Raw genomic sequence first — 24,572 nt, 5'->3', positions numbered from 1 at the left:
TTCACGGGATCGATGCGCATCGAGACGCTGCGCGAGCTCGCGCGCGCGGGGGCTGCGGCTGCCCGAGGCGCTGCTCGCGGACTGGCCGCCCCAGCTGTCGGCGGCCGACGAGCGCGGCTGGTTCCGCTTCCAGCGGTTGTACGACGCCGCGCGGGCCTGCGTGCGGGGCGAGGACGACCTGCGCCGGCTGGTGCGCGAGGCCGCCGAGGACGACGCGGCCGAGGGGTCGCGCTGGCTCGAGCTGCAGGTCGACCCGACGTCGTACGCCCAGCCGGTCGGCGGCATCACGCCCGCGCTGGAGATCATCCTCGACGAGGCCCGCTCGGCCAGCGACGACACCGGCACCGGGGTCGGGGTGGTGGTCGCCGCCTCGCGCATCCGGCACCCGCTCGACGCCCGCACGCTCGCGCGGCTGGCGGCCCGGCACGCCGGCGACCGGCCCGGTGAGGTGGTCGGGTTCGGGCTGAGCAACGACGAACGGCGAGGCAGCACACCGGAGTTCGCGAAGGCGTTCGAGATCGCGCGCGACGCCGGGCTGGCCAGCGTGCCGCACTCCGGCGAGCTGCTCGGACCGGCCGCGGTCAGCCAGACGCTGGACTCCTCGGCCCCGACCGGCTCGGGCACGGCGTGCGCAGCGCCGAGTCCGACGTGGTGCTGGACCGGGTGGTCGACGCGGGGGTCGCGCTGGAGGTGTGCCCCGCGAGCAACGTCGCGCTCGGGGTCTACCCCGGCCTCGAGGACGTCCCGCTGCGGCGCCTGGTCGACGCCGGCGCCACCGTCGCCCTCGGCGCCGACGACCCGTTGCTGTTCGGCTCGCGCCTGGTCGACCAGTACGACGCCGCCCGCGACGAGCTGGGCTTCGACGACGCGGGGCTCGCCGACCTGGCCCGTTCGTCGGTGCGCGCCTCGCGCGCGCCCGAGGACGTCAAGCGCGGCGCGCTCGAGGACATCGACGCCTGGGCGCGGTAGCCCTCGGCCCGGCCCGCTGCATTTCGTACGTCCACGCACGATCTGAGCAGCGCCTCGCCGGGATTCCGGGGTGGCCCGCCGCATTTCGTACGTCCACGCGCGATCTGCGGGATCCGCGGCGCCGCAACCCCGCGCGGACAGCGCGCGTTCCTAGACTCCCCTCCGTTCGTGCCCGGCGCGGGCGACCCGGCGGACCAGGTCCGCTCGGCCGGCCCCGCGCCGCCCCTCGCCGATCGGAGCCCCCTCATGCCCCTGCCCGCACGCCGCGCGCTCGTCGCGGCCACCGCCCTGGCCAGCGCCCTCGCCCTCGGTGCACCGCCGGCACCCGCCGCCACCGCAGCCCGCCCCACGAGCGCCGGCTGCATCGACACGACGGTCGCGCTGCCGTACGAAGAGGCCTTCCTGGAGCAGCCGCAGGCGCGCCGCTTCGTGGTGGAGGGCGGCTTCGAGGACCTGCGCAGCGACTTCACCGACCGGCTGTGCCGTGCGGGCAGCGCGAAGGCTGCGGAGCGCGTCGTGCAGACCACCGCGCAGCGACTGTGGCGCACCGCCGTGCAGCGCGCGCAGGGGCAGGTGCCGATGGGCACCCTCGACCGCAGCGACGACCGCCCGCTCTACTGGACCCGGCTCGCGATGGTGGCCGCGCTGCGCCAGTGGGAGCCGCGGTTCGAGCTCACCGAGACCCAGCGCACCGACCTGATCGCGCGCCTCGACCGGGTCAGCCGCGGCCAGGAGGACATCCGGCTGCAGGGCCGGCCCGGGACCAAGCGGGTCGTGCTCACCGGGTTCGACCCGTTCACGCTGGACCGCGACATCCGCCAGGGGAACCCGTCCGGCGCGACCGCCCTGGCGCTCGACGGGACCGTCGTGCAGACCCCGGCGGGGCCGGCCCGGATCGAGACCGCGCTGTTCCCGGTGCGCTGGCGAGACTTCGAGCAGGGGATGGTCGAGCGCACGCTGCTGCCGACGTACGTCGGGCGGGACCGGATCGACCTGTTCGCCACGACCTCGCAGGGCCGGCCCGGCCGGTTCGACCTGGAACAGACCAACGGCGCCTGGCGCGCGGGCTTCGGCGACAACGAGGGCGTGTGCTACCGCGGCCGGGTGCCGATCCGCGCGGGCATCCCGACCGTGACGCCGCAGCCGCAGTGGACCAGCGCCACCCTGCCGATGGCGCAGATGGCGGCCGGCTCCACCGGGCCGTTCCCGGTGGCGCACAACACGCAGGTCACCGAGGTCGACGCGAGCACGCCGGACGGGCCGGTGACGACCGCGTGCCGGGCCGCGCCGAGCCCGGGCACGGTGCGAGCTGACGGGCCCACGCCGGGCTCGAAGGCGCGCGCCGGGGGCGGCGGCAACTACCTGTCCAACGAGATCGCCTACCGCGCCACCCTGCTGCGCGACGCCGTACGTCCGTCGCTGCCGGGCGGGCACATCCACACCCCCGTGCTCGACGGGCTGCCGCAGGACCGGGACGTGCTGAGCGCGCCGGGCTTCGAGCGCAACCGCGCCCAGATCATCGGTCAGACCCGCGCCCTGCTGGTGCGGGCGGTCGCCGCGACCTCGGGCGAGCGGTGACCGGCGCGGCACCCGCCGGCGACGCCTCCAGCACGGGCGGGCGGCTGCGTCGCGCGGCACCCACCGGGCTGCTGGGCGCGATGTTCCTGATGGCCACCAGCGCCATCGGGCCCGGCTTCATCACCCAGACCGCCACGTTCACCGGGCGGCTCGGCGCGGCGTTCGCGTTCGCGATCGTGGTCTCGATCCTCATCGACATCGCGATCCAGCTGAACGTCTGGCGGATCATCGGCGTCTCCGGCCTGCGCGCCCAGGAGCTCGGGCAGCGGGTGCGCCCCGGCCTCGGGGTGCTGCTCGCGGCCTGCGTCGTGCTCGGCGGCGTGGCGTTCAACATCGGCAACGTGGGCGGTGCGGGCCTCGGCCTGAACACCCTGCTCGGCATCGACGTACGTCTCGGCGCGGCCCTGTCCGCCGTGCTGGCCGTGAGCATCTTCCTGGTCCGGCGGGCCGGCGCCGCGATGGACAAGGTCGTGGTCGTGCTGGGCCTGCTCATGCTCGGGCTGACGGCCTATGCCGCCGTGGTCAGCGACCCGCCCGTCGGGCAGGCGCTGCGCGAGACGGTCGCGCCGTCGCAGATCGACCTGGTCGTGATCACGACCCTCGTGGGCGGCACGGTCGGCGGCTACATCACCTACGCCGGCGCCCACCGGCTCGTCGACGCCGGCATCTCCGGGCGCGACCAGGTGCCGGCCATCACCCGCGGATCGATCACCGGGATCCTGGTGACCGCGGCGATGCGGGTCGTGCTGTTCCTCGCGATCCTCGGCGTGGTGGCCGGCGGCACGACGCTCGCCGCGGACAACCCGGCCGGCACCGCGTTCGAGGCGGCGGCCGGTGAGATCGGGCGGCGCTTCTTCGGGCTCGTGCTGTGGGCGGCCGGGCTGACCTCGGTGATCGGGGTGTCCTACACCTGCGTGTCGTTCATCGTCTCGTTCGGCCGGCGCCTCGAGCAGCGCCGCAACCTCATGGTCGCCGGGTTCATCGCGCTCGCGGCGGTGCTGTTCCTCGCGCTGGGTCAGACCCCGACGACGATGCTCATCCTGGCCGGCGCGATCAACGGGCTGATCCTGCCCGTCGGGGTCGGCATCCTGCTGTGGGTGGCCTGGCGCCGCGCCGACCTGCTCGACGGCTACGCCTACCCACGCGCGCTGCTGCTCGTCGGCGTGCTGGCCTGGCTGGTCACCCTGTGGCTGGCGTGGTCCTCGATCTCCCAGCTCGGCACGCTGGTGACGTGAGCCGATGGCCCGGGCCGCCGCGTCACCAGGTGAGGCCGGCGGCCTCCAGCTCGGCCTCCAGGCGCAGCCGCTCGACCGGGTCGAGCGGCGCGCTGGTCATCTCGACCGGCACGTCCAGGGCGCGGCAGCAGTCGCGCAGCGCGTCGTCGTAGGCCAGGGCTGTCGCGAGCATGTGGTGGCGCCGGGCGTAGCCGCCGGACCGGCGCAGCCGGGCCAGCTCGTCGCGCAGCCGGCCGAGGTCGTCGGCGAGCAGCTCGATCGGGCGCGGAGGGCGTACGACGGGGGCGGGTGGTGCGCTCACGCCCGGCCGGCGGATCGGGTCGGCCCCGGTCCAGGCGCGCGCCCCCGCTCGAGCAGCGCGAAGGCCGCGGCCGGGCCGACGCACAGCGCGGCGTACCAGACCAGGGGCGACAGCACCGGCCCCACCTCCTCGTGGTGACCTGGGTCACACCACGGTAGGTCGCGCGCGCCGCGGCCACCAGACCCCTCGGGGCAGGTCAGGCCGTCCCCTCGTCGCCGGGCGCCGGCTCGAGCCCGGCCAGCTGGCGCTTGATCCAGGCGGAGAAGCGGCGGTCGAGCTCGGCGTAGGAGATGCCCAGCACGGGGCGCACGGCCTCGTCGTCGGTGATGCCGGTGACGTTCTGCCGCTCGAGCAGCCGCACGAGGGCGTCCTTGCCGAAGCTCTCGACCACGAAGACCGCCGCCGCATAGCTGTACGGCCAGCCGAAGACCTCGGTGTCGACGTCCTCGTCGGCAGGGAGGGCGTCGAGCCGGTCGGCCGGCGGCATGACGTCCAGGAGCATCTCGTCGACGGGGAGCGCGCCGTCCGGCATCGACTCCTCCGCGAGCCACAGGGCGGCCCCGGCGCTGACCCACGCGACGCCCCCGGACCACGGGTTGGGCATGGCCAGGAACAGGAAGATCACCTGGGTCAGCTCATAGACCTGGTCCTCGGTGGTGAATCCGCCCAGGTGCCGGGCGACGACGAACTGGCCGGTCCACCCCGAGATCTGCCCCTCGGAATCCTCCGCGGTCACGCGCAGCAGGGTGGTGAACGCCTGGTCGCTCTCCGGCGCCAGCACCAGGACCTTCTCCTGCGGCAGCGGCTTCGGCCAGCCGCGCCGGATGCGCTGGACCGCGGTGTCGCACTCGCGCAGGTGGCGCCGCAGCTGCCCCTCGAGCAGGTCGCCCACGACCACGCAGCGCTCGCTCTGCACGACGCGATATCCGGGCATCACCTGCTCGACCTCGCCGGCGGCGTCGGCCTTGTCGAGGTAGGGCTTGGCCGCCGCGGCCTGCTGCGGGTCGGTGGTCGGGCGGGGGCCGAGCTCGTGGTGGAGCTGCCCGGGGAGGACGCGCTCGTCGAGCTCATCGACGGAGCGCTCGTCGACACGGCGCTCGGCGAGGAGCCGCGGGTCGCGGCGCTGTTGCTCGCGCCGGGCGTGGAGCTCGCGCTGGAGGCGGCCCCCTGCCCGCCGCTCGTCGTGCACCCGCTCGCCAGCAGCAGCGCCAGCACGAGTGCCGTCGCTGCGCCGCCCCTGCCGAGCCGGTCCGGCCGACCGTGTCGCGTCACCTGCCCACCCCTCCCCTGCGTCGTGGGCGGAACGCTACAGCGAGTGACCGACGAAGACGGGCTCGTTGACCAGCGTGACGCCGAATCGTTCGCGCACGCCGTCGCGCACCTCGCGCGCGAGGTCGGCGACGTCGCGCGCGGTGGCCGAACCGCGGTTGGTGATCGCGAGCGTGTGCTTGGTCGACAGGGCCGCGGGGCCGGGCATCCGGTAGCCCTTGCCGAAGCCCGCCTTGTCGATCAGCCACGCGGCGCTGGTCTTGGTCGAGCCGTTCGCGCCGGGGAACTGCGGCGGCACGACGTCGGGCCCGAGCAGCCCGGCCGAGCGGCGCAGCAGCTCGGTCAGCTGCACGTGGTCGAGCTGGGGGTTGGTGAAGAACGACCCGCACGACCAGGTGTCGTGGTCGGCCTCCTCCAGCACCATGCCGCGCCGCCGCCGCTGGGCCAGCACCCCCTCGCGCGCCTCGGCGAGCGGCACCCGGTCGCCCTTCTCGGCGCCGAGGCCGACGGCGAGGTCGGCGTACGAGATCGGCTGGGACAGCCCGGACCGCTCCAGCCGGAAGACCACGTCGAGCACGACGTAACGGCCCGAGGCCTTGAACAGCGAGTGCCGGTAGGTGAACCGGCACTCCTCGGCGCTCATGGCGCGCACCTGCTGCTCGGCGCGGTCGTAGACGCGCACCTCGGTGATGGTCTGGGCGACGTCCTGGCCGTAGGCGCCGACGTTCTGCACCGGTGTGGCGCCGGTGAGCCCGGGGATGCCCGACAGGCACTCGATGCCCGACCAGTCCTCGGCCACGGCGCGGGCGACCACGTCGTCCCACACCTCGCCCGCGGCCACCCGCACCAGCACCGCGTCGGCGTCGGAGCGCTCGACCTCGATGCCGGAGGTGGCGATGCGGCAGACGGTGCCGGGGAAGCCGTCGTCGCTGATGACGACGTTGGAGCCGCCGGACAGCACCAGCAGCGCCTCCTCGGCGTCGTCGACCTCGCGGACGGTGTCGACCAGCTCGTCGGTCGTGTCGGCGACCGCGAGCCGTCGGGCGGGTCCGCCGACCCGCATGGTGGTGAGCGGCGCCAGCGGCGCGTCGTGCAGCTCGCGCATCAGTCGAGACGCACCGTCGCGCGGGCGCGGCCGAGCACCTTGGCGCCGCCGCTGGTGGCCGTCAGCTCGACCTCGACCGTGCCCCGCTCGGGGTCGACGGCCTTGACGACGCCGCCGACCTCGAGGTCGGCTCCGCCGTCGTGCGGCACCGGCACCATCCCGCTGAACCGGGTCGAGCAGGACTCCACCCGGGCCGGGTCGCCCGCCCAGGCCGCGACGACGTCCATCGCCCGGCCCATGGTGAGCATCCCGTGCGCGATGACGTCGGGCAGGCCGACGCCGGTGGCCGTGCGCTCGTCCCAGTGGATCGGGTTGAAGTCGCCACTGGCCCCGGCGTAGCGCACCAGGTCGGCGCGCTCCAGGTGGATCGTGCGGCCGGGCAGCTGCTGCCCGACCTCGACGTCGGCGAGCGCGGGCATCAGGACTCCCTCGGACGACCATGACGGACGTGGTGGTGCACACCGGGTCCTCGCCCGCGCGCACCTCGGTGGTCAGCGTGACCATGCTGTGGCCGCCGGCCGTGCGCACCTTGGTCACCGTGGTCTGCGCGGTCACCTCGTCGCCGGCGATGGCGGGGCGGTGGTGCTCGAACGCCTGCTCGCCGTGCACCAGGCGGGTGAAGTCGATGCCGGCCTCGGGGTCGACGATCGCGGCGGCCTCACCCTGCTGCGCGACGCTCACCAGGAACGTCGGCGGCGCCACGACGTCGGCGTAGCCCGCGGCGCGGGCCGCCTCGGGGTCGGTGTGCAGCGGGTCGGTGGCGCCCACCGCTGCCGCGAACTCGGCGATCTTGGCGCGGGAGACTTGGTAGGGCTCGGTGGGGGGATACTGACGTCCCTCGACCGCTGCGTTGACCGGCATGGTGACGAGCGTACGGCCGTGGCGGCCGGCGTACGGCGTGGGCCCGGGAACACCCGCACCCGCGCGTCCCGCGCCCGGGGAGAACGACGACGCCGCCCCGGCCGGGTGGGCCGGGGCGGCGTCGGAACGCGTGTGACGCGCGGCGTCAGCGGGTCTCGCGGTGCAGGGTGTGCTTGCCGTCGCGCGGGCAGTACTTCATCATCTCGAGCCGGTCGGGGTTGTTCCGACGGTTCTTCTTGGTGATGTAGTTGCGCTCCTTGCAGACGGTGCACGCCAGCGTGATCTTGGGGCGGACGTCAAGGCTCTTCTTGGCCATCGGGGCAACCTGCTCTCGGAAAACGGTCTGTGCTTCGAGCCGCGCCGCGGCGGCGCAGCGTGCGTGCTGTCGGTGCTACGAGTGTTTCAGTAGCGGGAGCGGGACTCGATCCCGCGACCTCACGATTATGAGTCGTGCGCTCTAACCAGCTGAGCTACCCCGCCTTGCGGTCGAGCCGCACGGCCCGGGTGGGCCGGCTGCTCTGAACCCGAGCCCCCAAACGGAATCGAACCGTTGACCTTCTCCTTACCATGGAGACGCTCTGCCGACTGAGCTATGGGGGCCTGCCTCCACCGGACGCGCGCCATCCCTGACCGGCTGGGTCTTGGGGTGGTGCGCCGCGGTAGCGCAGCGACGAGGTTACACGCTCACCTCGCCGATCACGAAATCGAGCCGGCGCCGGCCGGGCCGACCGACGCGCGAGCCAGCACGGTGCCCTTCTTGGCGTTGCGCAGCGCGAGCTGCCAGACGCCGTCGGGGCCGTCGTGCGCGACGAACTTCACGGTCGAGGGCAGCAGCACCGGCTTGCCGAAGGCGATGTCGTAGACGTACGCCGGCGGCACCCGGTTCTCGACCGCCGCCAGCATCCGCGCGGCGCTCCACATGCCGTGCACGATCGTCGTCGGGAAGCCCAGCGCCTTGGCGCCGAGCCGGGACATGTGGATCGGGTTGACGTCACCGCTGACCGCCGCGTAGCGACGCCCGAGGTCGCCGGGCAGGCGCCACAGCGCGCCGGTGCCGTCGACCGCCTCGGGCTCGTCGGCCTTGGGCGGCACCTCCCCTCGGCCTTCTGCCCGCGGTAGAGGTAGGTGCTGCTGCCCTCCCACACCAGCTCCTCGCCGGCGTGCACCTGGCCCTTGATGTCGACCGTGGCGCCGCGCCGGTGCGGGGTGGCGTCGGTGGCGCGCACGCTGAGCCGCAGCGGCTCGCGCACCCCCACCGGGCGGTGCTGCACGATCCGGTTGCTCAGGTGCACCGACCCGGTGAGCGGGTAGGGGTAGGAGCGGTCGGCGAACAGCGCGACCTGCAGCGGGAAGGTCAGCACGTGCAGGTAGGTCGAGGGCAGCTCGTCGCGCAGCGGGAAGCCGCAGACCCGGTCGTAGGCCGCGAGCGCGGCAGGATCGACCTTGACGTCGGGGCGCACGACCTCCAGGTCGGGCAGCGCCCCGCCGCGGCCGGCGGACGTAGCGACCGCCTTGGCGAACAGACCGGCCAGCCGCGGCTCACGGGTGAGCTCGATGGTGCGGGTCATGGTCAGGCCCCGAGCTGGCTCTGGCCGCAGACCCGCAGCACCTGACCGGTGACCCCCGCGCTGCCCGGCTCGGACAGGAACGCGATGGTCTCGCCCACGTCGACCGGCTGACCGCCCTGCATCAGCGAGTTGATGCGGCGCCCCACCTCGCGCGTGGCGAACGGGATCTTGGAGGTCATCTCGGTCTCGATGAAGCCGGGCGCCACCGCGTTGACGGTGATCTGCCGGTCGCGCAGCTGCTCCCCGAGCCGGCGCACCATGCCCATCACCCCGGCCTTGGACGCGGCGTAGTTGGCCTGGCCGCGGTTGCCACCGATGCCGCTGGTGGAGGCGACGCTCACGATGCGCCCGCCGTCGCGCAGCCCGCCCTTGACCGACGGGTCGAGCAGCACGTCGTCGATGCGCATCTCGGCGCGCAGGTTGACGTCGAGCACGCTCCCCCAGCGGTCGGCGTCGGTGTTGACGAACAGCTTGTCGCGGGTGATGCCGGCGTTGTGCACGATCACGTCGAGCGCCTCGGCGCGCTGGGCGACCGCGTCGGCGATCCGCCGGCCGGCGTCGGCCGCGGTGATGTCGAGCTGCAGCGCGGTGCCGCCGATCTCGTTGGCGACCTTGGCGAGCGCCTCGCCGGCCGCCGGGATGTCGACCGCGATCACGTGGGCCCCGGCCCGGGCGTAGACCTTGGCGATGGCCGCGCCGATCCCCGGGCGGCGCCGGTCACGACGACGGTCTGACCGACGTACGGCCTGGTCCAGTCGTCGGCCTCGCTCACCTGGGCGGAGCGCACGCGCAGCGGCTGGCCGCTGACGTACGCCGAGCGGCTGGAGAGCAGGAAGCGCAGCGGAGCCGCGAGCAGCGCCGCGTCGCCCTGGGCGTCGCCGTCGAGCCACAGCAGGTTGGCCGTGCCGCCGGCGCGCAGCTCCTTGCCGATGCTGCGCATGATGCCCTCGAGCCCCTGCTGCACGGCGGCCCGCTCGACGTCGTCGATCTCGGCGGGCGTGGTGCCGAGGATCACGACGCGGCCGTTCTTGCCGAGCGCCTTCACGGCCGGCGCGAGGATCGCGCGCAGCTGCTCCAGGTCGTCGATCGTCGCGGCGGCGGTCGCGTCGAGCACGACCGCGCCGAGCTTGCCGGCGTACGTCGTCTCGGGCGTCGCGTCGACCGCCTCGGCACCCGAGGCGACGACGATGCCGCGCGCGGCCTGGCCGCTCGTGCCGTCGGCGACGGTGCCGACCGCCGCGGGCGCCTCGAGCAGCGGCTGGCCCTTCTCGTAGCGCCGCAGCGTCGCCGGCCGGGGCAGCCCGAGCCGGGTGGCGACGGTCTTGCCCATGCCGTTGTTGACCAGCTGGGAGTAGGTGTCGGTCACTTCTGGTCCTCCACGTTCGTCACGTTCCGTCGCTTGTCGCTGGTGCCGCTCATGCCACTCATGCCGCTCATGCGGCCTCGAGGATCGCCACGACCCCCTGGCCGCCCGCCGCGCAGATGGAGATCAGGCCGCGGCCCGACCCCTTCTCGTGCAGCTGCTTGGCCAGCGAGGCCACGATGCGCGCGCCGGTGGCGGCGAACGGGTGGCCCGCCGCGAGACTGGAGCCGTTGACGTTGAGCTTGTCCCGGTCGATCGAGCCGAGCGGCGCGTCCAGGCCGAGCTTGCCCTTGCAGAACTCCTCGCTCTCCCACGCGGAGAGCGTCGCGAGCACCGTCGAGGCGAAGGCCTCGTGGATCTCGTAGTAGTCGAAGTCCTGCAGGGTCAGGCCGTTGCGCGCGAGCAGGCGCGGCACGGCGTACGCCGGGGCCATCAGCAGCCCCTCGTTGCCGGTGACGTAGTCGACCGCGGCGGTCTCGGCGTCGACGAACCGCGCGAGCGGGGTCAGGCCGCGCTCGGCGGCCCACTCGCGCGAGCTGAGCAGCACGGTGGCGGCCCCGTCGGTGAGCGGGGTGGAGTTCGCGGCGGTCATCGTCGCGCCCTCGCCCTTGCCGAAGACCGGCTTGAGCTTGGCGAGCGCCTCGACCGTGCTGTCCGGTCGCAGGTTCTGGTCGCGGGTCAGGCCGAGGTAGGGCGTGACGAGGTCGTCGAAGAAGCCCCGGTCGTACGCCGCCGCCAGGTTCTGGTGGCTGCGCACCGTGAGCTCGTCCTGGGCCTCGCGCGGCACGCCCCACTCCTTGGCGGTGATCGCCATGTGCTCACCCATCGACAGCCCGGTGCGCGGCTCGGCGTTGCGCGGCTGCTCCGGCGCGAGCTGGGCGGGGCGGATCTTGGTGAGCGCCTTGAGCCGCTGCTGCGGGGTCTTGGCGTAGTTGGCCTGCATGAGGGTGCGGCGCAGGTCGTCGTTGAGCGCGAGCGGGGCGTCGCTGGTGGTGTCGGACCCGCCGGCGATGCCGGCATCGATCTGCCCGAGGGCGATCTTGTTGGCGACCAGCACCGCGGTCTCCAGGCCGGTCCCGCACGCCTGCTGGACGTCGTACGCCGGGGTCTCGGGCGACAGGTGCGAGCCCAGGACGGCCTCGCGGGTGAGGTTGAAGTCGCGGGCGTGCTTGATCACCGCGCCCGCGGCGACCTCGCCCAGCCGCTCGCCCTGCAGGCCGAACCGCGCGACGAGACCGTCGATCGCGGTGGTGAGCATGTCCTGGTTGGAGGCCTTGAGGTAGCGCCCGCCCGAGCGCGCGAACGGGATGCGGTTGCCGCCGACGATGACGGCGTCGCGTGGGGTCATGGCCGATGTCTCCTGGATCTCGGGGTGCCCGGTCGGTCGCCGAGCGGCGACCGAGATTTACCGATACCGACAGTAGCAGGTACGGCTCGTAGCGGGTACCCTCTCTGCCATGACCCCTGCTGAGCCGGCGCCCCAGGAAGCGCCCCGACCCGACGGCCGTGACGTGCGCTGGGCCGAGCACCGCAAGGAGCGGCGCCGCCAGCTGGTCGAGGCCGCGCTGCGCGCGATCCGCACGCACGGCCCGACCGTGGGGATGGACGAGATCTCGGCCGTCGCCGGCACCAGCAAGACGGTGGTCTACCGACACCTCGGCGATCGCGTCGGCCTCTACCTCGCGGTGTGCGAGTCGGTCGACGAGCTGATCCTGAGCGAGATCCAGCGCGCGCTGGCCGACTCGGTCGGCGAGCAGGCGGCAGCGCTGCGGCCCGGCGGGGACCCGCGGCCGGCGCTGACCGCCGTGATCGACAGCTACCTGCGCCTGGTCGAGCGCGACCCCGAGGTCTATCGCTTCGTCACCCGCCGCCCCATCGTCGACGGCCCGCTGCAGGAGGACCCGATGGCGGGCCTGTCCGACACGGTCGCGACGGCGCTGGCGGAGGTGTTCACCACCGCGCTCAACGCGCGCGGGCTCGACGCCGACGCGGCCGAGACCTGGGCGCACGGCCTGGTCGGCTTCGTCCGCGAGTCGGCCGACCGCTGGCTGGTCTCGCCCGACCGGGCGCCACGCGAGGTCGTGGTGGCCCAGCTCGCCGACCTCGCCGCCTTCGGCGTGGCCGGAATCCTGAACGGTCCCCCCGCCTCTCGAGGAGACACGACATGACCCAGCACCGCCCCACCGAGACCGCCACGCAGCTGCGCTCCGTGCTCGACGGAGCCTGGCGCGACCTGCGCGAGGAGTTCCGCGAGCGGGCCGTCCCCGACCAGCTGCTCGGGGAGCCCGGAGGTTCCCTCGAGGAGCAGCGCGAGCGGGTGACCCGCCAGCTCACCGAGCTCGCGGCCGAGGGCTACGGCCGGGTCGGCTTCCCGCACGCCTACGGCGGGGAGCGCGACTACGGCGCCTCCTGCGTGCTGTTCGAGATGCAGGGCTACGGCGACCTGTCGCTGCTGGTCAAGCTCGGCGTGCAGTTCGGCCTGTTCGGCGGCGCCGTCGCGCGGCTCGGCACCGAGCGGCACCACGCCGAGCACCTGGAGCAGATCATGACCGGGAAGCTGCTCGGCGCGTTCGCGATGACCGAGGTCGGCCACGGCTCGAACGTGGCGCGCCTCGAGACGACCGCGACGTACGACCACGAGACCGGCGACCTCGTCGTGCACACCCCGACCGAGTCGGCCGTGAAGACCTACATCGGCAACGCCGCCCGCGACGGGCGGATGGCCGTCGTGTTCGCCCAGCTGATCACCGACGAGGGCTCGCACGGCGTGCACGCCGTGCTCGTGCCGGTGCGCGACGAGGCCGGCAACGCACTGCCGGGCGTCACGATCGGCGACAACGGCGTCAAGGCCGGGCTGCCGGGCGTCGACAACGGCACGTTCGCCTTCGACCAGGTGCGGGTGCCCAAGGCCAACCTGCTCAACGCGTTCGGCGACATCGACGACGAGGGGCAGTACGTCTCCCCGATCGACAGCGAGAACCGCCGCTTCTTCACCATGCTCGGCACGCTCGTGCGCGGGCGGGTGTGCGTCGGCGGCGGCGCCGGGTCGGCGGCCAAGAAGGCGCTGGCGATCGCGCTGCGCTACGGCGACCAGCGCCGCCAGTTCGAGGCGCCGGGCACCGAGCAGGAGACGGTGGTCCTGGACTATCTGGCCCACCAGCGCAAGCTGCTCCCCCGACTCGCGAAGTCGTACGCCCTGAGCCTGGCCCAGAACCTGGTGACCGAGCGGCTCGAGGAGCTGCACGGCGCGGGGACGGCCGGCACCCGCAGCCAGGAGGACGAGGAGGCCCAGCGCGAGCTGGAGACCCGCGTCGCGGGCCTGAAGGCGGTGCAGACCTGGCACGCCCTGGACACCATCCAGGCCTGCCGCGAGGCGTGCGGCGGCGCGGGCTACATGGCCGAGAACGAGCTGGGCCAGCTGCGCGCCGACGTCGACGTGTTCACCACGTTCGAGGGTGACAACACGGTGCTGCTGCAGCTGGTCGCCAAGGGGCTGCTCACCGAGTACAAGGAGATGTGGGGCGACCTGGACCAGGTCGCGATGGTGAGCATGGTCAGCAAGCAGGTCGCCGAGGGGCTGGTCGAGCGCACCACCGGTCGCGCCCGGCTGCAGCGGCTGCTCGACGTGGCCAAGGGCCGCGACGACGACAGCGCGCTGGACGACCGCGGCTGGCAGCTGTCGATGTTCGAGCAGCGTGCCGACCACTCGCTCGAGGGGTCGGCCGGCGGCTGCGCAAGGCGACGCCGGAGACCGCGTTCGAGATGTTCAACAACGCCCAGGACCACGTGCTGTTCGCCGCGCGCACGCACGTCGACCGAGTGGTCATGGAGGCGTTCGCCGAGGCGGTCGACGAGATGGACGAGGGCCCGGCCAAGGAGCTGATGGACCAGGTCTGCAGCCTGTACGCCCTCGCCTCGATCGAGGAGGACCGCGCCTGGTTCCTCGAGCACGGCCGGCTGAACACCACCCGGTCGCGCGCGGTGACCGCGCAGGTCAACACGCTGTGCCAGCAGCTGCGGCCGCACGTGTCGACGCTGGTCGACGCGCTGGGCATCCCCGACGGGCTGATCACCGCCCCGATCGCGCAGGTCTGACCGGGAGGGGCGCCGCACGTCACAACCCCCGATATCGGCCGCAGGTGCAGCAGATCCGGGCCGCCGCACGTCACAACCCCCGATATCGGCCGCAGGTGCAGCAGATCCGGGCCGCCGCACGTCACAACCCCCGATATCGGCCGCAGGTGCAGCGGATCCGGGCCGCCGCACGTCACAACCCCCGATATCGGCCGCAGGTGCAGCGGATCCGGGCCCCGCCGCCGCAGCGGATCAGGACGGTTGCAGGCGGACGTCGCCGCTGGCGGTGACGACGCGCAGGTGGACGAACGGGTCGCCCTCGGCGGGCTGACCCACGCTGGGCAGCTGGTTGTCGACGCGGCCGCTGACGGTGCGCAGGTCGGTCCACACAGGGGTGCCCGCGGGGATCGCGAGGTCGATGTCGCCCGAACCGGTCTTGGCCTGCACCTGCCCGGCGCGCAGCTCGCGCACGCGCAGGTCGCCGCTGCCGGCGCTGAACTCCAGCCGCTCCCCCGCGCGACCGACCTCGAGGTCGCCGGAGCCGGTCTTGGCCGCGAGCAGGCGGCCGAAGGTGTCGAAGCGGAGGCTGCCCGAGCCGCTGGTGACGACGGCCTCGCCGTCGCAGCGCCCGACGGCGAGGCTGCCGGAGCCGGTCTTGCTGCGCAGGGAGCCGCCGACGGCCCCGAGCTCGATGTCCCCGGAGCCGGTCGTGACGGTGGCGTCGCCGGCGAACGCCTCGACGCGGATCCCGCCGGAGCCGGCGCGCAGGCTGCCCGTGCCGTAGGTGCCGTCGGCGCTGGTGCCGGCCGAGCCGCACCGGACGACCAGGTCGCTGCCGGTGGGCACCAGCACCCGGACGTCCAGGTCGGCGCTGAGGCCGACGCCGAACAGGCGGCGCCCCGAGCGGCTCCTGATGCTGATCTGACGTCCCTCCTGCGTCACCGTGACGTCACCGCTCTCGTCGCCGTCGACGGCGACCTTGGTGACGCCGACCTGGCCGGCCGTGATCTGCAGGGAGCCGCTGCCGAGCTCGGCGTGCAGCTCGACCGGCTCGGGGGTCTCGAAGTCGTACTCGTCCATGGGTCTGTGCCTTCCGTGCGGTGGATGGGTGTGGCGTTCTCGGGCGTACGCCATCGCGGGGCGTCGCCCGCGGCGACGCTCCTGGGTGGGTGGTGGGTCAGGCGGGCGCTACAGCCAGCCGTTCATGCGGGAGTGACCCCGCCGACTGCGACCGGAGTCGCGGAACGGGTCGAACGAGTCGGTGCCGCCGGAGGCGGTCGCCGCGCGAACGGCGTTGACCAGCCACGTGTTCAGCGACTGGCCGGCGTCTCCGGCGAGGTCTTCGGCGCGCTTCTTGACCTGCTCGGGCAGGCGCAGCGTGACGCGCGCCAGGGTGCCGTCGTCGGCCTCCCCGGCGGGCCGGGCGGCGCGGGCGCGGCGGGCGGCTCGGGCACGGTCGGCGGGGCGTCGACGACGAAGTCGAGGTCGCGGCCGGCGAGGCGCACCTCGACCGACCCGGCCGGCAGCTCGGAGCTGATCTCGGCGGCCGCCTGGGCGACCGCCTCCATGAGCGCGAGTCGGGCCGCGGGCTCGAGCGCGACGAGCAGGGTGCGGGCCGCCTCCCGGCCCTGGTCGCCCCCGACCTCGGCCGCGGAGGACAGGTCGCGGCGAAGGAGGTCGACGTACGGCGTGAGGTCCATGCGCACCACTATGACGTCATAGTGATGTCACGTCAAGGGTTAGTGACACCATCGGCGTCGGCCGGCTGCGCGGCGGGCTCCGCCGCCGGGCCGGTGAGGGTGACGGCGGTGAGCAGCGCCCCGAGCAGGACCAGCCCCACGCACCACCACATCGCGGCACGGTAGGCGTCGGCGACGGCTGCGGGGTCGGCGTAGGCCCGGCCCGAGAGACCCACCAGCAGCGGCAGCCCGGCGACGGCCAGCAGGCCGGCCGTGCGCGATACCGCGTTGTTGATGCCGCTGGCCACGCCGGCGTGCGAGTCGGGCGCGGCCGCGAGCACCGTGCCGGTCAGCGGCGCGACGAGCATCGACAGGCCGAGGCCCTGGGCGAGCATGCCGGGCAGGACGTCGAGGACGTACGACGGCTGGTCGGGGCTGCGCGCCAGCAGGGCGAGCCCGAGGGCCAGCAGGAGCGCCCCCGCCACCATCGGCAGGCGCGGGCCGTGCCGCGTCGCGACGCCGCCGAAGCGCGAGGCGAGCACCAGCATGACCGCGCTGATCGGGACGGTCGCGGCGCCGGCGGCCAGCGGGGTCCACCCTGCGGTGACCTGCAGGAAGAGCGCGACGAACACCATCGAGCCGGACAGCGCCGCATAGATCGCCAGGGTGACCAGGTTGATCGAGGTGAAGACCTTGTTCGTGAACAGGCTCGGCAGCACCATCGGGTGCCGCGACCGGCGCTCGGCCACGACGAACCCCACCGCGGCGGCGACGCCCAGCACGGCCGCGCCGACCGTGGTCGCCGACGCGCCGGTGTCGGGCCAGGCGGTGAGCGCCCAGGTGAGGCCCGCGAGCACGATCGGCGCGAGCAGGATGCCCGGCACGTCGAGCTCGCCCGAGGCCTCCTCGTCGCGCGACTCCGGCGCGGTGCGCAGCAGCCACAGGGTGATCGCGGCGAGCGGCAGGTTGATCGCGAACGCCCAGCGCCAGCTGATGCCGACGAGCCAACCGCCGAGCACCGGGCCGCCGGCGGTCGCGATGCCGAGCATCCCGGTCCACGCGCCGATCGCGCGCATCCGGTCGGCGCGGGCGAAGCTGGCCTGCAGCATCGCGAGGCTGCCGGGCGTCAGCAGCGCGGCGGCGACCCCTTGCAGCAGCCGGGCGCCCACCAGGGTGTGGATGGTCGGGGCGATGGCGCACAGCAGCGACGTGATCGCGAATCCCGCTATGCCCCAGGCGAATACGCGCTTGCGGCCGAAGCGATCGCCCAGCGACCCGCCGACCAGGATCAGCGACGCGAGGGTCAGCGTGTAGCCGCTGATCACCCACTGCAGCCCGGCGAGCTCGGCGTCGAGCTCGCCCCCGATGCGCGGCAGCGCGACGTTGACCACGGTGCCGTCGAGGAAGGCGATGCCCGACCCCAGCACGGCGGCGGCCAGCAGGCGTCTGCCGGCCGGTTGGTCAAGGCGCAGCAGCGCGGGCTCGGTGCTCACCTGCGCACCGTAGAGCACCGGTCCTGGCCGAATCGGTTGCCGCGGCACGCGCTCGGGCAGCAGAGTCGTCAACGACGGGCGCGACCCCGCGACCGCACTCCTCGAAGGGGGCCTCATGGCACACGGCGACATCACCCACCTCGACATCCCGGTGACCGACATGCAGCGGGCGACGGCGTTCTACCACGACCTGTTCGGCTGGCAGATCGCCGAGCTCCCCGGCTTCGAGGGCTACCCCATGTGGCAGGCACCCAACGGCATCAGCGGGGGCGGGCTCGCCCCGCGCGGCGACGGGTTCGACCAGCCCCGGTCGTACGTCGTCGTGGACTCGATCGACGAGACGCTGGAGAAGGTGAAGGCCGGCGGAGGCCAGGTGGCCATGGACAAGACGCCGATCAGCGAGACCAGCTGGTTCGCGACGTTCGTCGACCCCGACGGCAACCAGATCGGGCTCTACGAGGGCGTCACCGAGGTCGACAAGGACTGAGCACGCGCCGGGCCCCGCGGCGGCAGGAGCGGGGTCGCGGAACCCCCTGCGACCGTTGCTAAACCGGTACAGTTCCCGGACTGACCGCGCTTCGCGAAGGAGTTCGCATGCCTGCCCAGACCCCCTCCCCCTCACCCGCCGCCGGATGCTGCAGACCGCGGCCGCCGGGCTCGCCCTGCCGCTGGTGCCGCTCGGTGCCCCGGCCGCCCGCGCCGTCGAGGGCAAGACCGGGCCGACCTCGCTGGTCTACGTCGAGGTCAACGACAACGCCCTGGCCAACGCGGGGAGGTACACCCTGGCGAGCAGCGGCGCCCCCGTCTTCGACGTGGCGGTGATCTTCGCCGGCAACATCAACTACGACGGCACCAAGGCCTACGTGCACCTCAACACCCAGGTGCAGGCCACCCTCGACGCGGCCGCCACCCAGATCCGCCCGCTGCAGCAGCGCGGCACCAAGGTGCTGCTGTCGATCCTCGGCAACCACCAGGGCGCGGGCGTGTGCAACTTCCCCTCGCGCGAGGCGGCGGCCGCGTTCGCGCGGGAGGTGGCCGACGTCGTCCGCGCGTATGGCCTGGACGGGGTCGACATCGACGACGAGTACGCCGGCTACGGCGCCAACGGCACCGGCCAGCCGAACGACTTCTCGTTCGTCTACTTCATCGAGGCGCTGCGCGCCGAGCTGCCGGACGCGTTCCTGCACCTGTACTACTACGGCCCGGTCACGACCCGCACGGTCTACGACGGGGTGCAGGCCGGGGCGTTCCTGTCCGGTTCCGGCAACGCGATCTACGGCACGTACGTCGTGCCGCAGGTGCCCGGGCTCGGTGCGGCGCAGCTGTCGCCCGCCGCGGTCAAGCTGTCGGAGACCCCGGCCAGCACGGCCGCGTCGTTCGCCCAGCGCACGGTGCGCGAGGGCTACGGCATGTTCCTCACCTACGACCTGCGCGCGGGCGACCAGTCGGGCTACGTCTCCGGCTTCACCCAGCAGCTCTACGGCGAGGCCGCGGTCTACACGCCCTGACCCGGCGGCAGGTCGAGCCAGGTCGCGCCGGCCGGTTCCGGCGCGACGGCTCCGGCCGTCAGGGCGGCCACCTGCTCGGTGAGCGCGGCGACGTCGGCGGGTGCCAGCAGCAGGCGTACGCCGTCGGCGCCGTAGGTCGTGTCGCGCACCTGCACGTCGCGGGCGCGCAGCTCGCTCTCGACCCGGCCGGCGTCGGCGTGCGGCAGGGTCAGGGTGACCAGCTCGCGGCGCACCCGGCGCACGGTCGGGGCGTGGGCGAGCGCGGTCTCGACCGCCTCGGCGTAGGCGCGGGCCAGCCCGCCCGTGCCGAGCAGGGTGCCGCCGAACCAGCGCACCACCACCGCGCACACGTCGCTCAGGCCGTGACCGCGCAGCACCTCCAGCATCGGCGCCCCCGCGGTGCCGCTGGGTTCCCCGTCGTCGTTGCTGCGCTCGGTGCTGGGCGGCGGGCCGAGCACGAAGGCGCTGCAGTGGTGGCGGGCGTCGCGGTGGGCCCGGCGCTGCTCCTCGACCAGCGCGCGGGCCGCGGCCTCGTCGCCGACCCGGCGCACGACGGCGCGGAAGCGCGACCGGCGCACCTCGATCTCGCCGGTGAGGTCGGCGCCGCGGGCGAGGGTGGCGTACACGCCGTCCATGGTGACCGACCGGGAGGTGCCGGACGCACGAAGGGCCCGACCGCGACGGTCAGGCCCTTCGGCGCTGGTGCCAGGTCAAGGATTCGAACCTTGGAAGCTTGCGCGGCGGATTTACAGTCCGCTCCCTTTGGCCACTCGGGCAACCTGGCGTGAAGCGCTGCGAGAATAGCAACCAACCCGCCCCGGGCTCCAATCGGCGCCCGCCCGGCGCCCGGCATACTTCCCGCAGACCGCCGACCCGTCATCGTCCAGGAGGATCCCGTGGCCGACAGCTCGTTCGACATCGTCAGCAAGACCGACAAGCAGGAGGTCAGCAACGCGCTGAACCAGGCGGCCAAGGAGATCTCCACGCGGTACGACTTCCGCGGCGTGGGCGCCTCGATCGAGTGGTCCGGCGAGGCGATCGTCATGAAGGCCAACAGCGAGGAGCGCTGCCTCGCGGTGCTCGACGTCTTCCAGACCAAGCTCGTCAAGCGTGGGGTCTCGTTGAAGTCGCTGGACTACGGCGGCGACGGCGACCCGGAGCCGAAGCCGTCGGGCAAGGAGCATCGCCTCGACGCCTCGCTCAAGGACGGCATCAGCCAGGAGAACGCCAAGAAGATCTCCAAGCTGATCCGCGACGAGGGCCCCAAGTCGGTCAAGGCGCGCATCGAGGGTGACGAGCTGCGGGTGACGTCGAAGTCGCGCGACGACCTGCAGGAGGTGCAGCGGCTGCTCAAGGGCGCCGACCTGGACGTGGCGCTGCAGTTCACGAACTACCGCTGAGCCGGGCAGATCGGGTCGATACCGACCCCGAACGACACGTTCGGAGGGCGAGAAGCGGGCAGACCGGGTCGATATCGACCCGAGCGGCACGGGGGCGCGGGTCAGGCGCGCACCATGCGTACGGCCATCTCGGCCAGGTGGTCGGCGACCTGGGGCGGGGTCCAGGTGCCCTCGTCGCGGTACCACCGGCCCACGTCGATCGACATGCCCATGATCGCGGTGGCGGTGAGCGAGGGGTCGACGGCGGGGAAGGCGCCGGCGTCGACGCCCTCGACGATGGCGTCGACCAGGGTCTGCTGGATCTTGCGGCGCAGCACGTCGATCTCGGCACGGTGCTCGGGCGAGAGCGCGCCGAGCTCGTAGTTCACGATGCGCGCGGTGTCGTGGTGCTCGGCCTGCCGCAGCACGAAGGCCCGGACGATCGCGCGCACCCGCTCCCCCGGCGCGCCCGCGGAGGCGGCGGCGTCGCTCACCGCGTCGAGCGAGGCCAGGTGGCCCTCGCGCGAGATCGCGAAGAGCAGCGCCTCCTTGGAGGGGTGGTGGACATAGACGGCGGCCGGGCTCATGCCGGCCTCGGCCGCGATGTGTCGCGTGGTGGTGCCGTGGAAACCGTTGCTGCCGAAGGCGATTCGCGCCGCTTCGACCAGCCGCTCGCGCGCCTCCTGCTCTGACTGGCGAGCTGCCGGCGTCTGGCGTGCCATCGACACCCCTTCCTCGAGCGATCTCGTGTCGGTCCGCACGGATCATGCCGCAATCCATTGACGAGCATGGCCCCATGCGGGACGCTAAGCAAGCGCTTAGTCGCATTTCCCAGCCGCCACTGGCAGAAGGAGCACGCGTGAGCAACCGGTTGAACGGCAAGGTCGCGATCATCACCGGAGCGAGCCGCGGCATCGGCCTCGCGGTGGCCCAGCGCCTGGTCAGCGAGGGCGCCAAGGTCGTCATCACCGCGCGCAAGCAGGAGGCGCTCGACGCCGCCGTCGCCGAGCTCGGCGGTCCCGACGTCGCGCTGGCCGTCGCGGGCCGCGCCGACGACGCCGCCCACCAGGACGAGGCGATCAAGGCGGCGATCGACACGTTCGGCTCGCTCGACGTGCTCGTCAACAACACCGGCATCAACCCGGCCTTCGGACCGCTGCTCGACGTCGACGTCGAGGTGTCGCGAAAGATCTTCGAGGTCAACGTGATCGCCGCGCTCGAGTGGGTCAAGAAGGCGTACGCCGCGTCGATGAAGGAGCGGGGCGGCTCGATCGTCAACGTCGCCTCGATCGCGGGGCTGCGCCCCGCCCCCGGCATCGCGATGTACGGCGTGTCGAAGGCTGCCGTCATCCACCTCACCGAGGAGCTCGCGATGGAGCTCGGACCCACCGTCCGGGTCAACGCCGTCGCGCCGGCCGTGGTCAAGACCCGCTTCGCCGAGGCCCTCTACGAGGGCAAGGAGGAAGAGGTCTCCGAGCCCTACCCGCTGAAGCGCCTGGGCGAGCCCGAGGACATCGGCGCCGCCGTCGCCTACCTCGCGAGCGACGACGCGGCCTGGACGACCGGCCAGACCCTGGTGGTCGACGGCGGCATCACGCTGCGCGGCGGCGTCTGAGCATGCAGGACTGGCGGGGCGCCGGGGTCGTCGTCACGGGTGCCGCGCGCGGCATCGGGGCGGCGATCGCCGAGCGGCTGCAGGCCGAGGGCGCCCGCCTCGTCGTCGCCGACGTGCTGGCCGAGCCGCTGCAGCAGGTCGCCGACCGGCTGGGCGCGCACCCGGTGGCCGGAGACGCCGCCTCGCCCGAGGGCGTGCGCGCGCTCGTCGACGCCGCGACCGACCACCTCGGCGAGATCGACGTGTGGGTCGGCAACGCCGGCATCGCGCGCGGCGAGGGGCTGGCCGGCTCGTCCGAGCAGGACTGGGCCGACTCCTGGCAGGTCAACGTGATGGCGCACGTGCGCGCCGCCGAGCTTCTGGTCCCCCGCTGGCTCGAGCGCGGGTCCGGCCGCTTCGTGGTGACCGCCTCGGCCGCCGGGCTGCTGACGATCCTCGGCCAACCGACGTACGCCGTCACCAAGCACGGCGCCGAGGCGTTCGCGGAGTGGCTGGCGGCGACGTACGGCCATCGCGGGATCGCCGTGCACGCGATCTGCCCGCAGGGCGTGCTCACCGACATGTATCCCGGCCCGGGCGACGGCGAGCTCGCCGACGTGATCGGGCACGACGGGGCGCTGCAGCCGGCCGACGTCGCCGAGGCGCTGGTGCGCACCGTCGAGGCCGAGGAGTTCCTCGTCCTGCCGCACCCGGAGGTCAAGGACTACTTCGCCTTCCGCGGCGCGCAGACCGACAAGTGGTTGCGCGGGATGCAGCGCCTGCAGCAGCGTGTCGACCAGACCACCCACAAGCTGGTCGAGTAGGGCGAGCCGCTAGGCGAGTCCGTATCGAGACCTCCACACCCGAAGCAGAACCCGCGAATCCCTAGGAGCAGCAAGGATGTCCGAGACCACACGCACTGCCATCGTCACCGGCGCCGCCCGCGGCATCGGCGCGGCCGTGGCCAAGCGCTTCGCCGCCGACGGCATGAACGTCGCGGTGCTCGACCTCGACGAGGCCGCCTGCCAGCAGGTGGCCGACGAGATCACCGCGGCCGGCGGCAAGGCGATCGGCGTCGGCTGCGACGTGGCCGACGAGGAGGCCGTCGCCACCGCCGTCGAGCGGGTCGCGACCGAGCTCGGCGCCCCGACGGTGCTGGTCAACAACGCCGGCATCATCCGCGACAACATGCTGTTCAAGATGACCACCGACGACTGGGACTCGGTGCTCGGCGTGCACCTGCGCGGGGCGTTCCTGATGACCCGCGCGGCGCAGAAGTACATGACCGAGGCCAAGTGGGGCCGCGTCGTCAACCTGTCCAGCACCTCGGCGCTGGGCAACCGCGGCCAGGCGAACTACTCGGCGGCCAAGGCCGGCATGCAGGGCTTCACCAAGACGCTCGCGATCGAGCTCGGCAAGTTCGGCGTCACCGCCAACGCGATCGCCCCGGGCTTCATCGTCACCGACATGACCGCCGCCACCGCCGAGCGCGTCGGGATGGACTTCGAGGCCTTCCAGCAGGCCGCGGCCCAGCAGATCCCCGTGCAGCGAGTCGGCCGCCCCGAGGACATCGCCGCGATGGCGGCGTTCTTCGCCAGCGAGGACGCCGGGTTCGTGTCCGGCCAGGTGGTCTACGTCGCCGGCGGGCCGAAGGACTGATGACCATGCGCACGTTCAACGGCATCGAGGAGCTGCAGCAGGTCGTCGGCGAGCACCTCGGCTACAGCGACTGGCACCAGGTCACCCAGGAGGCGGTCGACCAGTTCGCCGAGGCGACCGGCGACCACCAGTGGATCCACGTCGACGTCGAGAAGGCCAAGGACGGCCCGTTCGGCGGCACCATCGCCCACGGCTACCTCACGCTGTCGCTCGTCCCGATGCTGGTCTGGCAGATCTATCAGGTCGAGGGCGTGAAGATGGGAGTCAACTACGGCTCCAACAAGGTTCGCTTCCCGACGCCTGTGCCGGTCGGCTCGCGCGTGCGCGCCGGCGTCGAGCTGGTGTCGGTCGAGCCGTCCTCGATGGGGTTCACCGTCACCACCAAGGTGACCATCGAGCTCGAGGGCGCCGACAAGCCCGCCTGCGTCGCCGAGACGTTGTCGGTCGTCGTCCCCTGAGGCGCCTCACCCCAACCGGTCGCGGATCGCGCCGCCGATGGCGCGCATCCGGCTGAGCACGTCGTCACGCGGGTCGGCGCCGGGCTCCCATCCGGCGACGACGGCGTACGCCACCGTGCGGCCGTGCTTGGTCACGAGCCCGATGTCGGCGCGCACGGTGGCGTCGGTGCCGGTCTTGTTGACCAGCAGCAGGCCGCGGTCGGGCTCGGCGTGCGCGAGCGGGTCGAGCCCGAACGCCCCGGCCACCATCGACAGGTCGGTGCCGAGGGCCAGCCACTCCAGCGGCAGCCGGGGCAGCTCGCCCTCGTGCGTGAGCCGCAGCCAGCGCACGAGGGCGCGGGCCGAGCCGCGCGAGAGCGTGTCGGCGACCCCCGGCTGCGCGGGGTCGCGGTCGTCGCGCACCCGGTCGAGCAGCGCCATCGGGGCCAGGGCGTAGCGCGCCGCGAGCGCGGCCAGGGCGCGACGCCGACCTCGCGCAG

General features: G+C 73.4%; 27 protein-coding genes, 3 tRNA genes and 3 pseudogenes. 14 read left to right on the top strand and 19 right to left on the bottom strand.

Annotated features, from left to right (window positions below; all coding sequences use genetic code 11):
- The first annotated feature begins 12 nt into the window (after positions 1-12).
- The 3 genes and pseudogenes from QUE40_RS02835 (at position 13) to QUE40_RS02825 (ending at position 3,782) form a co-directional block, all read left to right on the top strand.
- A pseudogene (locus tag QUE40_RS02835) lies at positions 13-969 on the top strand (adenosine deaminase).
- Positions 970-1,215: 246 nt separating this feature from the next.
- Entirely contained in the window at positions 1,216-2,547 is a 1,332-nt protein-coding gene (locus QUE40_RS02830; RefSeq protein ID WP_289232267.1) for a PA0049 C-terminal domain-containing protein, read from the top strand.
- Positions 2,548-2,627: 80 nt separating this feature from the next.
- Positions 2,628-3,782: an NRAMP family divalent metal transporter gene (locus QUE40_RS02825; protein ID WP_392426342.1), complete on the top strand. Its 1,155-nt coding sequence runs from the start codon at positions 2,628-2,630 to the stop codon at positions 3,780-3,782.
- A gap of 22 nt (positions 3,783-3,804) precedes the next feature.
- Here QUE40_RS02825 and QUE40_RS02820 read toward each other — a convergent pair whose 3' ends face one another.
- From QUE40_RS02820 to QUE40_RS02780, 9 genes and pseudogenes are all read right to left on the bottom strand, one after another.
- Positions 3,805-4,083: a hypothetical protein gene (locus QUE40_RS02820; RefSeq protein WP_289232266.1), complete on the bottom strand. Its 279-nt coding sequence runs from the start codon at positions 4,081-4,083 to the stop codon at positions 3,805-3,807.
- A 196-nt stretch (positions 4,084-4,279) separates the two neighbouring features.
- On the bottom strand, positions 4,280-5,272 hold the full coding sequence (locus QUE40_RS02815) for a hypothetical protein (RefSeq protein ID WP_289232265.1): 993 nt from the start codon (positions 5,270-5,272) through the stop codon (positions 4,280-4,282).
- A 117-nt stretch (positions 5,273-5,389) separates the two neighbouring features.
- Entirely contained in the window at positions 5,390-6,457 is a 1,068-nt protein-coding gene (locus QUE40_RS02810; protein WP_289232264.1) for a UDP-N-acetylmuramate dehydrogenase, read from the bottom strand.
- Positions 6,457-6,876 (bottom strand): MaoC/PaaZ C-terminal domain-containing protein, encoded by a 420-nt coding sequence (locus QUE40_RS02805; protein ID WP_142004321.1) that lies wholly within the window; start codon positions 6,874-6,876, stop codon positions 6,457-6,459. The genes QUE40_RS02810 and QUE40_RS02805 overlap by 1 nt, the downstream gene beginning before the upstream one ends.
- Before the next feature lie 67 nt (positions 6,877-6,943).
- Positions 6,944-7,318 (bottom strand): annotated as a pseudogene (locus QUE40_RS18825) (FAS1-like dehydratase domain-containing protein); the annotation flags it as partial.
- 145 nt (positions 7,319-7,463) lie between these two features.
- A complete protein-coding gene (gene rpmG / locus QUE40_RS02795) occupies positions 7,464-7,634 on the bottom strand; it encodes a 50S ribosomal protein L33 (protein ID WP_142004319.1) in 171 nt (56 codons plus the stop codon).
- Positions 7,635-7,724: 90 nt separating this feature from the next.
- Positions 7,725-7,798, bottom strand: a tRNA-Met gene (locus tag QUE40_RS02790).
- Between the two features lie 47 nt (positions 7,799-7,845).
- A tRNA-Thr gene (locus QUE40_RS02785) sits at positions 7,846-7,918 on the bottom strand.
- Between the two features lie 96 nt (positions 7,919-8,014).
- Positions 8,015-8,293: a MaoC/PaaZ C-terminal domain-containing protein gene (locus QUE40_RS02780; RefSeq protein ID WP_289232996.1), complete on the bottom strand. Its 279-nt coding sequence runs from the start codon at positions 8,291-8,293 to the stop codon at positions 8,015-8,017.
- Positions 8,294-8,478: 185 nt separating this feature from the next.
- Here QUE40_RS02780 and QUE40_RS02775 point away from each other — a divergent pair, with 185 nt between their 5' ends.
- Positions 8,479-8,931, top strand: coding sequence for a hypothetical protein (locus QUE40_RS02775; protein WP_289232262.1), 453 nt, complete (start codon positions 8,479-8,481; stop codon positions 8,929-8,931).
- Here the strand turns inward: QUE40_RS02775 and QUE40_RS18820 are convergent.
- From QUE40_RS18820 to QUE40_RS02765, 3 genes are all read right to left on the bottom strand, one after another.
- Positions 8,889-9,542 (bottom strand): SDR family oxidoreductase, encoded by a 654-nt coding sequence (locus QUE40_RS18820; RefSeq protein WP_350227057.1) that lies wholly within the window; start codon positions 9,540-9,542, stop codon positions 8,889-8,891. The genes QUE40_RS02775 and QUE40_RS18820 overlap by 43 nt on opposite strands.
- Complete coding sequence (locus QUE40_RS18815) at positions 9,539-10,252, bottom strand: SDR family oxidoreductase (RefSeq protein ID WP_350227056.1); 714 nt, start codon at positions 10,250-10,252, stop codon at positions 9,539-9,541. Before QUE40_RS18815 ends, QUE40_RS18820 begins: the two co-directional genes overlap by 4 nt.
- 67 nt (positions 10,253-10,319) lie before the next feature.
- Positions 10,320-11,597 carry an acetyl-CoA C-acetyltransferase gene (locus QUE40_RS02765; RefSeq protein ID WP_142004316.1) on the bottom strand — a complete coding sequence of 426 codons (1,278 nt, stop codon included), beginning with the start codon at positions 11,595-11,597 and terminating at the stop codon, positions 10,320-10,322.
- A 109-nt stretch (positions 11,598-11,706) separates the two neighbouring features.
- Between QUE40_RS02765 and QUE40_RS02760 the strand changes: the two genes are divergently transcribed.
- The 3 genes and pseudogenes from QUE40_RS02760 to QUE40_RS02750 all read left to right on the top strand — a co-directional run bounded on the left by QUE40_RS02760 (position 11,707) and on the right by QUE40_RS02750 (position 14,344).
- Positions 11,707-12,417, top strand: a complete 711-nt coding sequence (locus tag QUE40_RS02760; RefSeq protein WP_142004315.1) for a TetR/AcrR family transcriptional regulator — start codon at positions 11,707-11,709, stop codon at positions 12,415-12,417.
- A pseudogene (locus QUE40_RS02755) lies at positions 12,414-13,688 on the top strand (acyl-CoA dehydrogenase family protein); the annotation flags it as partial. The gene QUE40_RS02760 and the pseudogene QUE40_RS02755, both read left to right, overlap by 4 nt.
- Before the next feature lie 323 nt (positions 13,689-14,011).
- Complete coding sequence (locus QUE40_RS02750) at positions 14,012-14,344, top strand: acyl-CoA dehydrogenase (protein ID WP_289232261.1); 333 nt, start codon at positions 14,012-14,014, stop codon at positions 14,342-14,344.
- Positions 14,345-14,575: 231 nt separating this feature from the next.
- Here the strand turns inward: QUE40_RS02750 and QUE40_RS02745 are convergent, their stop codons facing one another.
- From QUE40_RS02745 to QUE40_RS02735, 3 genes are all read right to left on the bottom strand, one after another.
- Positions 14,576-15,403, bottom strand: a complete 828-nt coding sequence (locus tag QUE40_RS02745) for a DUF4097 family beta strand repeat-containing protein (RefSeq protein ID WP_289232260.1) — start codon at positions 15,401-15,403, stop codon at positions 14,576-14,578.
- A gap of 230 nt (positions 15,404-15,633) precedes the next feature.
- Positions 15,634-16,023 (bottom strand): hypothetical protein, encoded by a 390-nt coding sequence (locus QUE40_RS02740; RefSeq protein WP_289232259.1) that lies wholly within the window; start codon positions 16,021-16,023, stop codon positions 15,634-15,636.
- Between the two features lie 32 nt (positions 16,024-16,055).
- Positions 16,056-17,495 (bottom strand): MFS transporter, encoded by a 1,440-nt coding sequence (locus QUE40_RS02735; protein ID WP_289232258.1) that lies wholly within the window; start codon positions 17,493-17,495, stop codon positions 16,056-16,058.
- 115 nt (positions 17,496-17,610) lie between these two features.
- Between QUE40_RS02735 and QUE40_RS02730 the strand changes: the two genes are divergently transcribed.
- Complete coding sequence (locus QUE40_RS02730; protein WP_142004310.1) at positions 17,611-17,982, top strand: VOC family protein; 372 nt, start codon at positions 17,611-17,613, stop codon at positions 17,980-17,982.
- Between the two features lie 145 nt (positions 17,983-18,127).
- Positions 18,128-19,003 (top strand): endo-beta-N-acetylglucosaminidase H, encoded by an 876-nt coding sequence (locus tag QUE40_RS02725; RefSeq protein WP_289232257.1) that lies wholly within the window; start codon positions 18,128-18,130, stop codon positions 19,001-19,003.
- Here QUE40_RS02725 and QUE40_RS02720 read toward each other — a convergent pair.
- Together QUE40_RS02720 and QUE40_RS02715 are read right to left on the bottom strand one after the other, a co-directional pair.
- Positions 18,991-19,638 (bottom strand): IMPACT family protein, encoded by a 648-nt coding sequence (locus QUE40_RS02720; RefSeq protein ID WP_142004308.1) that lies wholly within the window; start codon positions 19,636-19,638, stop codon positions 18,991-18,993. The two genes, QUE40_RS02725 and QUE40_RS02720, sit on opposite strands and share 13 nt — an antisense overlap.
- Before the next feature lie 65 nt (positions 19,639-19,703).
- A tRNA-Tyr gene (locus QUE40_RS02715) sits at positions 19,704-19,787 on the bottom strand.
- A gap of 112 nt (positions 19,788-19,899) precedes the next feature.
- Here QUE40_RS02715 and QUE40_RS02710 point away from each other — a divergent pair.
- Positions 19,900-20,403: a YajQ family cyclic di-GMP-binding protein gene (locus QUE40_RS02710; RefSeq protein ID WP_289232256.1), complete on the top strand. Its 504-nt coding sequence runs from the start codon at positions 19,900-19,902 to the stop codon at positions 20,401-20,403.
- A gap of 101 nt (positions 20,404-20,504) precedes the next feature.
- Here QUE40_RS02710 and QUE40_RS02705 read toward each other — a convergent pair whose 3' ends face one another.
- Positions 20,505-21,104 carry a TetR/AcrR family transcriptional regulator gene (locus tag QUE40_RS02705; RefSeq protein ID WP_142004299.1) on the bottom strand — a complete coding sequence of 200 codons (600 nt, stop codon included), beginning with the start codon at positions 21,102-21,104 and terminating at the stop codon, positions 20,505-20,507.
- Between the two features lie 137 nt (positions 21,105-21,241).
- Between QUE40_RS02705 and QUE40_RS02700 the strand changes: the two genes are divergently transcribed.
- From QUE40_RS02700 to QUE40_RS02685, 4 genes are all read left to right on the top strand, one after another.
- Positions 21,242-21,997, top strand: a complete 756-nt coding sequence (locus QUE40_RS02700; RefSeq protein WP_289232255.1) for an SDR family oxidoreductase — start codon at positions 21,242-21,244, stop codon at positions 21,995-21,997.
- A gap of 2 nt (positions 21,998-21,999) precedes the next feature.
- Complete coding sequence (locus QUE40_RS02695; protein WP_289232254.1) at positions 22,000-22,800, top strand: SDR family oxidoreductase; 801 nt, start codon at positions 22,000-22,002, stop codon at positions 22,798-22,800.
- A gap of 76 nt (positions 22,801-22,876) precedes the next feature.
- Positions 22,877-23,635 carry a 3-oxoacyl-ACP reductase FabG gene (gene fabG / locus QUE40_RS02690; protein WP_289232253.1) on the top strand — a complete coding sequence of 253 codons (759 nt, stop codon included), beginning with the start codon at positions 22,877-22,879 and terminating at the stop codon, positions 23,633-23,635.
- Complete coding sequence (locus tag QUE40_RS02685; RefSeq protein WP_350227055.1) at positions 23,635-24,093, top strand: MaoC family dehydratase; 459 nt, start codon at positions 23,635-23,637, stop codon at positions 24,091-24,093. The genes fabG and QUE40_RS02685 overlap by 1 nt, the downstream gene beginning before the upstream one ends.
- A 6-nt stretch (positions 24,094-24,099) precedes the next feature.
- Here QUE40_RS02685 and QUE40_RS02680 read toward each other — a convergent pair whose 3' ends face one another.
- Positions 24,100-24,513 carry a serine hydrolase gene (locus QUE40_RS02680; RefSeq protein WP_289232252.1) on the bottom strand — a complete coding sequence of 138 codons (414 nt, stop codon included), beginning with the start codon at positions 24,511-24,513 and terminating at the stop codon, positions 24,100-24,102.
- Positions 24,514-24,572 lie beyond the last annotated feature (59 nt).

The organism is Barrientosiimonas endolithica, from assembly GCF_030296655.1.
Taxonomy (GTDB): Bacteria; Actinomycetota; Actinomycetes; order Actinomycetales; family Dermatophilaceae; genus Barrientosiimonas; species Barrientosiimonas humi.
This window is presented reverse-complemented; position numbering and strand designations above follow the sequence as displayed.

Bases quoted from the DNA above. Each gene is read 5' to 3' on its own strand.
- QUE40_RS02705 (WP_142004299.1), bottom strand. From the start codon at position 21,104: ATGGCACGCCAGACGCCGGCAGCTCGCCAGTCAGAGCAGGAGGCGCGC.
- QUE40_RS02780 (WP_289232996.1), bottom strand. From the start codon at position 8,293: ATGTCCCGGCTCGGCGCCAAGGCGCTGGGCTTCCCGACGACGATCGTG.
- rpmG (WP_142004319.1), bottom strand. From the start codon at position 7,634: ATGGCCAAGAAGAGCCTTGACGTCCGCCCCAAGATCACGCTGGCGTGC.
- QUE40_RS02760 (WP_142004315.1), top strand. From the start codon at position 11,707: ATGACCCCTGCTGAGCCGGCGCCCCAGGAAGCGCCCCGACCCGACGGC.
- QUE40_RS02765 (WP_142004316.1), bottom strand. From the start codon at position 11,597: ATGACCCCACGCGACGCCGTCATCGTCGGCGGCAACCGCATCCCGTTC.
- QUE40_RS02740 (WP_289232259.1), bottom strand. From the start codon at position 16,023: ATGGACCTCACGCCGTACGTCGACCTCCTTCGCCGCGACCTGTCCTCC.
- QUE40_RS02720 (WP_142004308.1), bottom strand. From the start codon at position 19,638: ATGGACGGCGTGTACGCCACCCTCGCCCGCGGCGCCGACCTCACCGGC.
- QUE40_RS02830 (WP_289232267.1), top strand. From the start codon at position 1,216: ATGCCCCTGCCCGCACGCCGCGCGCTCGTCGCGGCCACCGCCCTGGCC.
- QUE40_RS02745 (WP_289232260.1), bottom strand. From the start codon at position 15,403: ATGGACGAGTACGACTTCGAGACCCCCGAGCCGGTCGAGCTGCACGCC.
- QUE40_RS02725 (WP_289232257.1), top strand. From the start codon at position 18,128: ATGCTGCAGACCGCGGCCGCCGGGCTCGCCCTGCCGCTGGTGCCGCTC.
- QUE40_RS02825 (WP_392426342.1), top strand. From the start codon at position 2,628: ATGTTCCTGATGGCCACCAGCGCCATCGGGCCCGGCTTCATCACCCAG.
- QUE40_RS02750 (WP_289232261.1), top strand. From the start codon at position 14,012: ATGTTCAACAACGCCCAGGACCACGTGCTGTTCGCCGCGCGCACGCAC.
- fabG (WP_289232253.1), top strand. From the start codon at position 22,877: ATGTCCGAGACCACACGCACTGCCATCGTCACCGGCGCCGCCCGCGGC.
- QUE40_RS02810 (WP_289232264.1), bottom strand. From the start codon at position 6,457: ATGCGCGAGCTGCACGACGCGCCGCTGGCGCCGCTCACCACCATGCGG.
- QUE40_RS02805 (WP_142004321.1), bottom strand. From the start codon at position 6,876: ATGCCCGCGCTCGCCGACGTCGAGGTCGGGCAGCAGCTGCCCGGCCGC.
- QUE40_RS02695 (WP_289232254.1), top strand. From the start codon at position 22,000: ATGCAGGACTGGCGGGGCGCCGGGGTCGTCGTCACGGGTGCCGCGCGC.
- QUE40_RS02680 (WP_289232252.1), bottom strand. From the start codon at position 24,513: ATGGCGCTGCTCGACCGGGTGCGCGACGACCGCGACCCCGCGCAGCCG.
- QUE40_RS02730 (WP_142004310.1), top strand. From the start codon at position 17,611: ATGGCACACGGCGACATCACCCACCTCGACATCCCGGTGACCGACATG.
- QUE40_RS02685 (WP_350227055.1), top strand. From the start codon at position 23,635: ATGACCATGCGCACGTTCAACGGCATCGAGGAGCTGCAGCAGGTCGTC.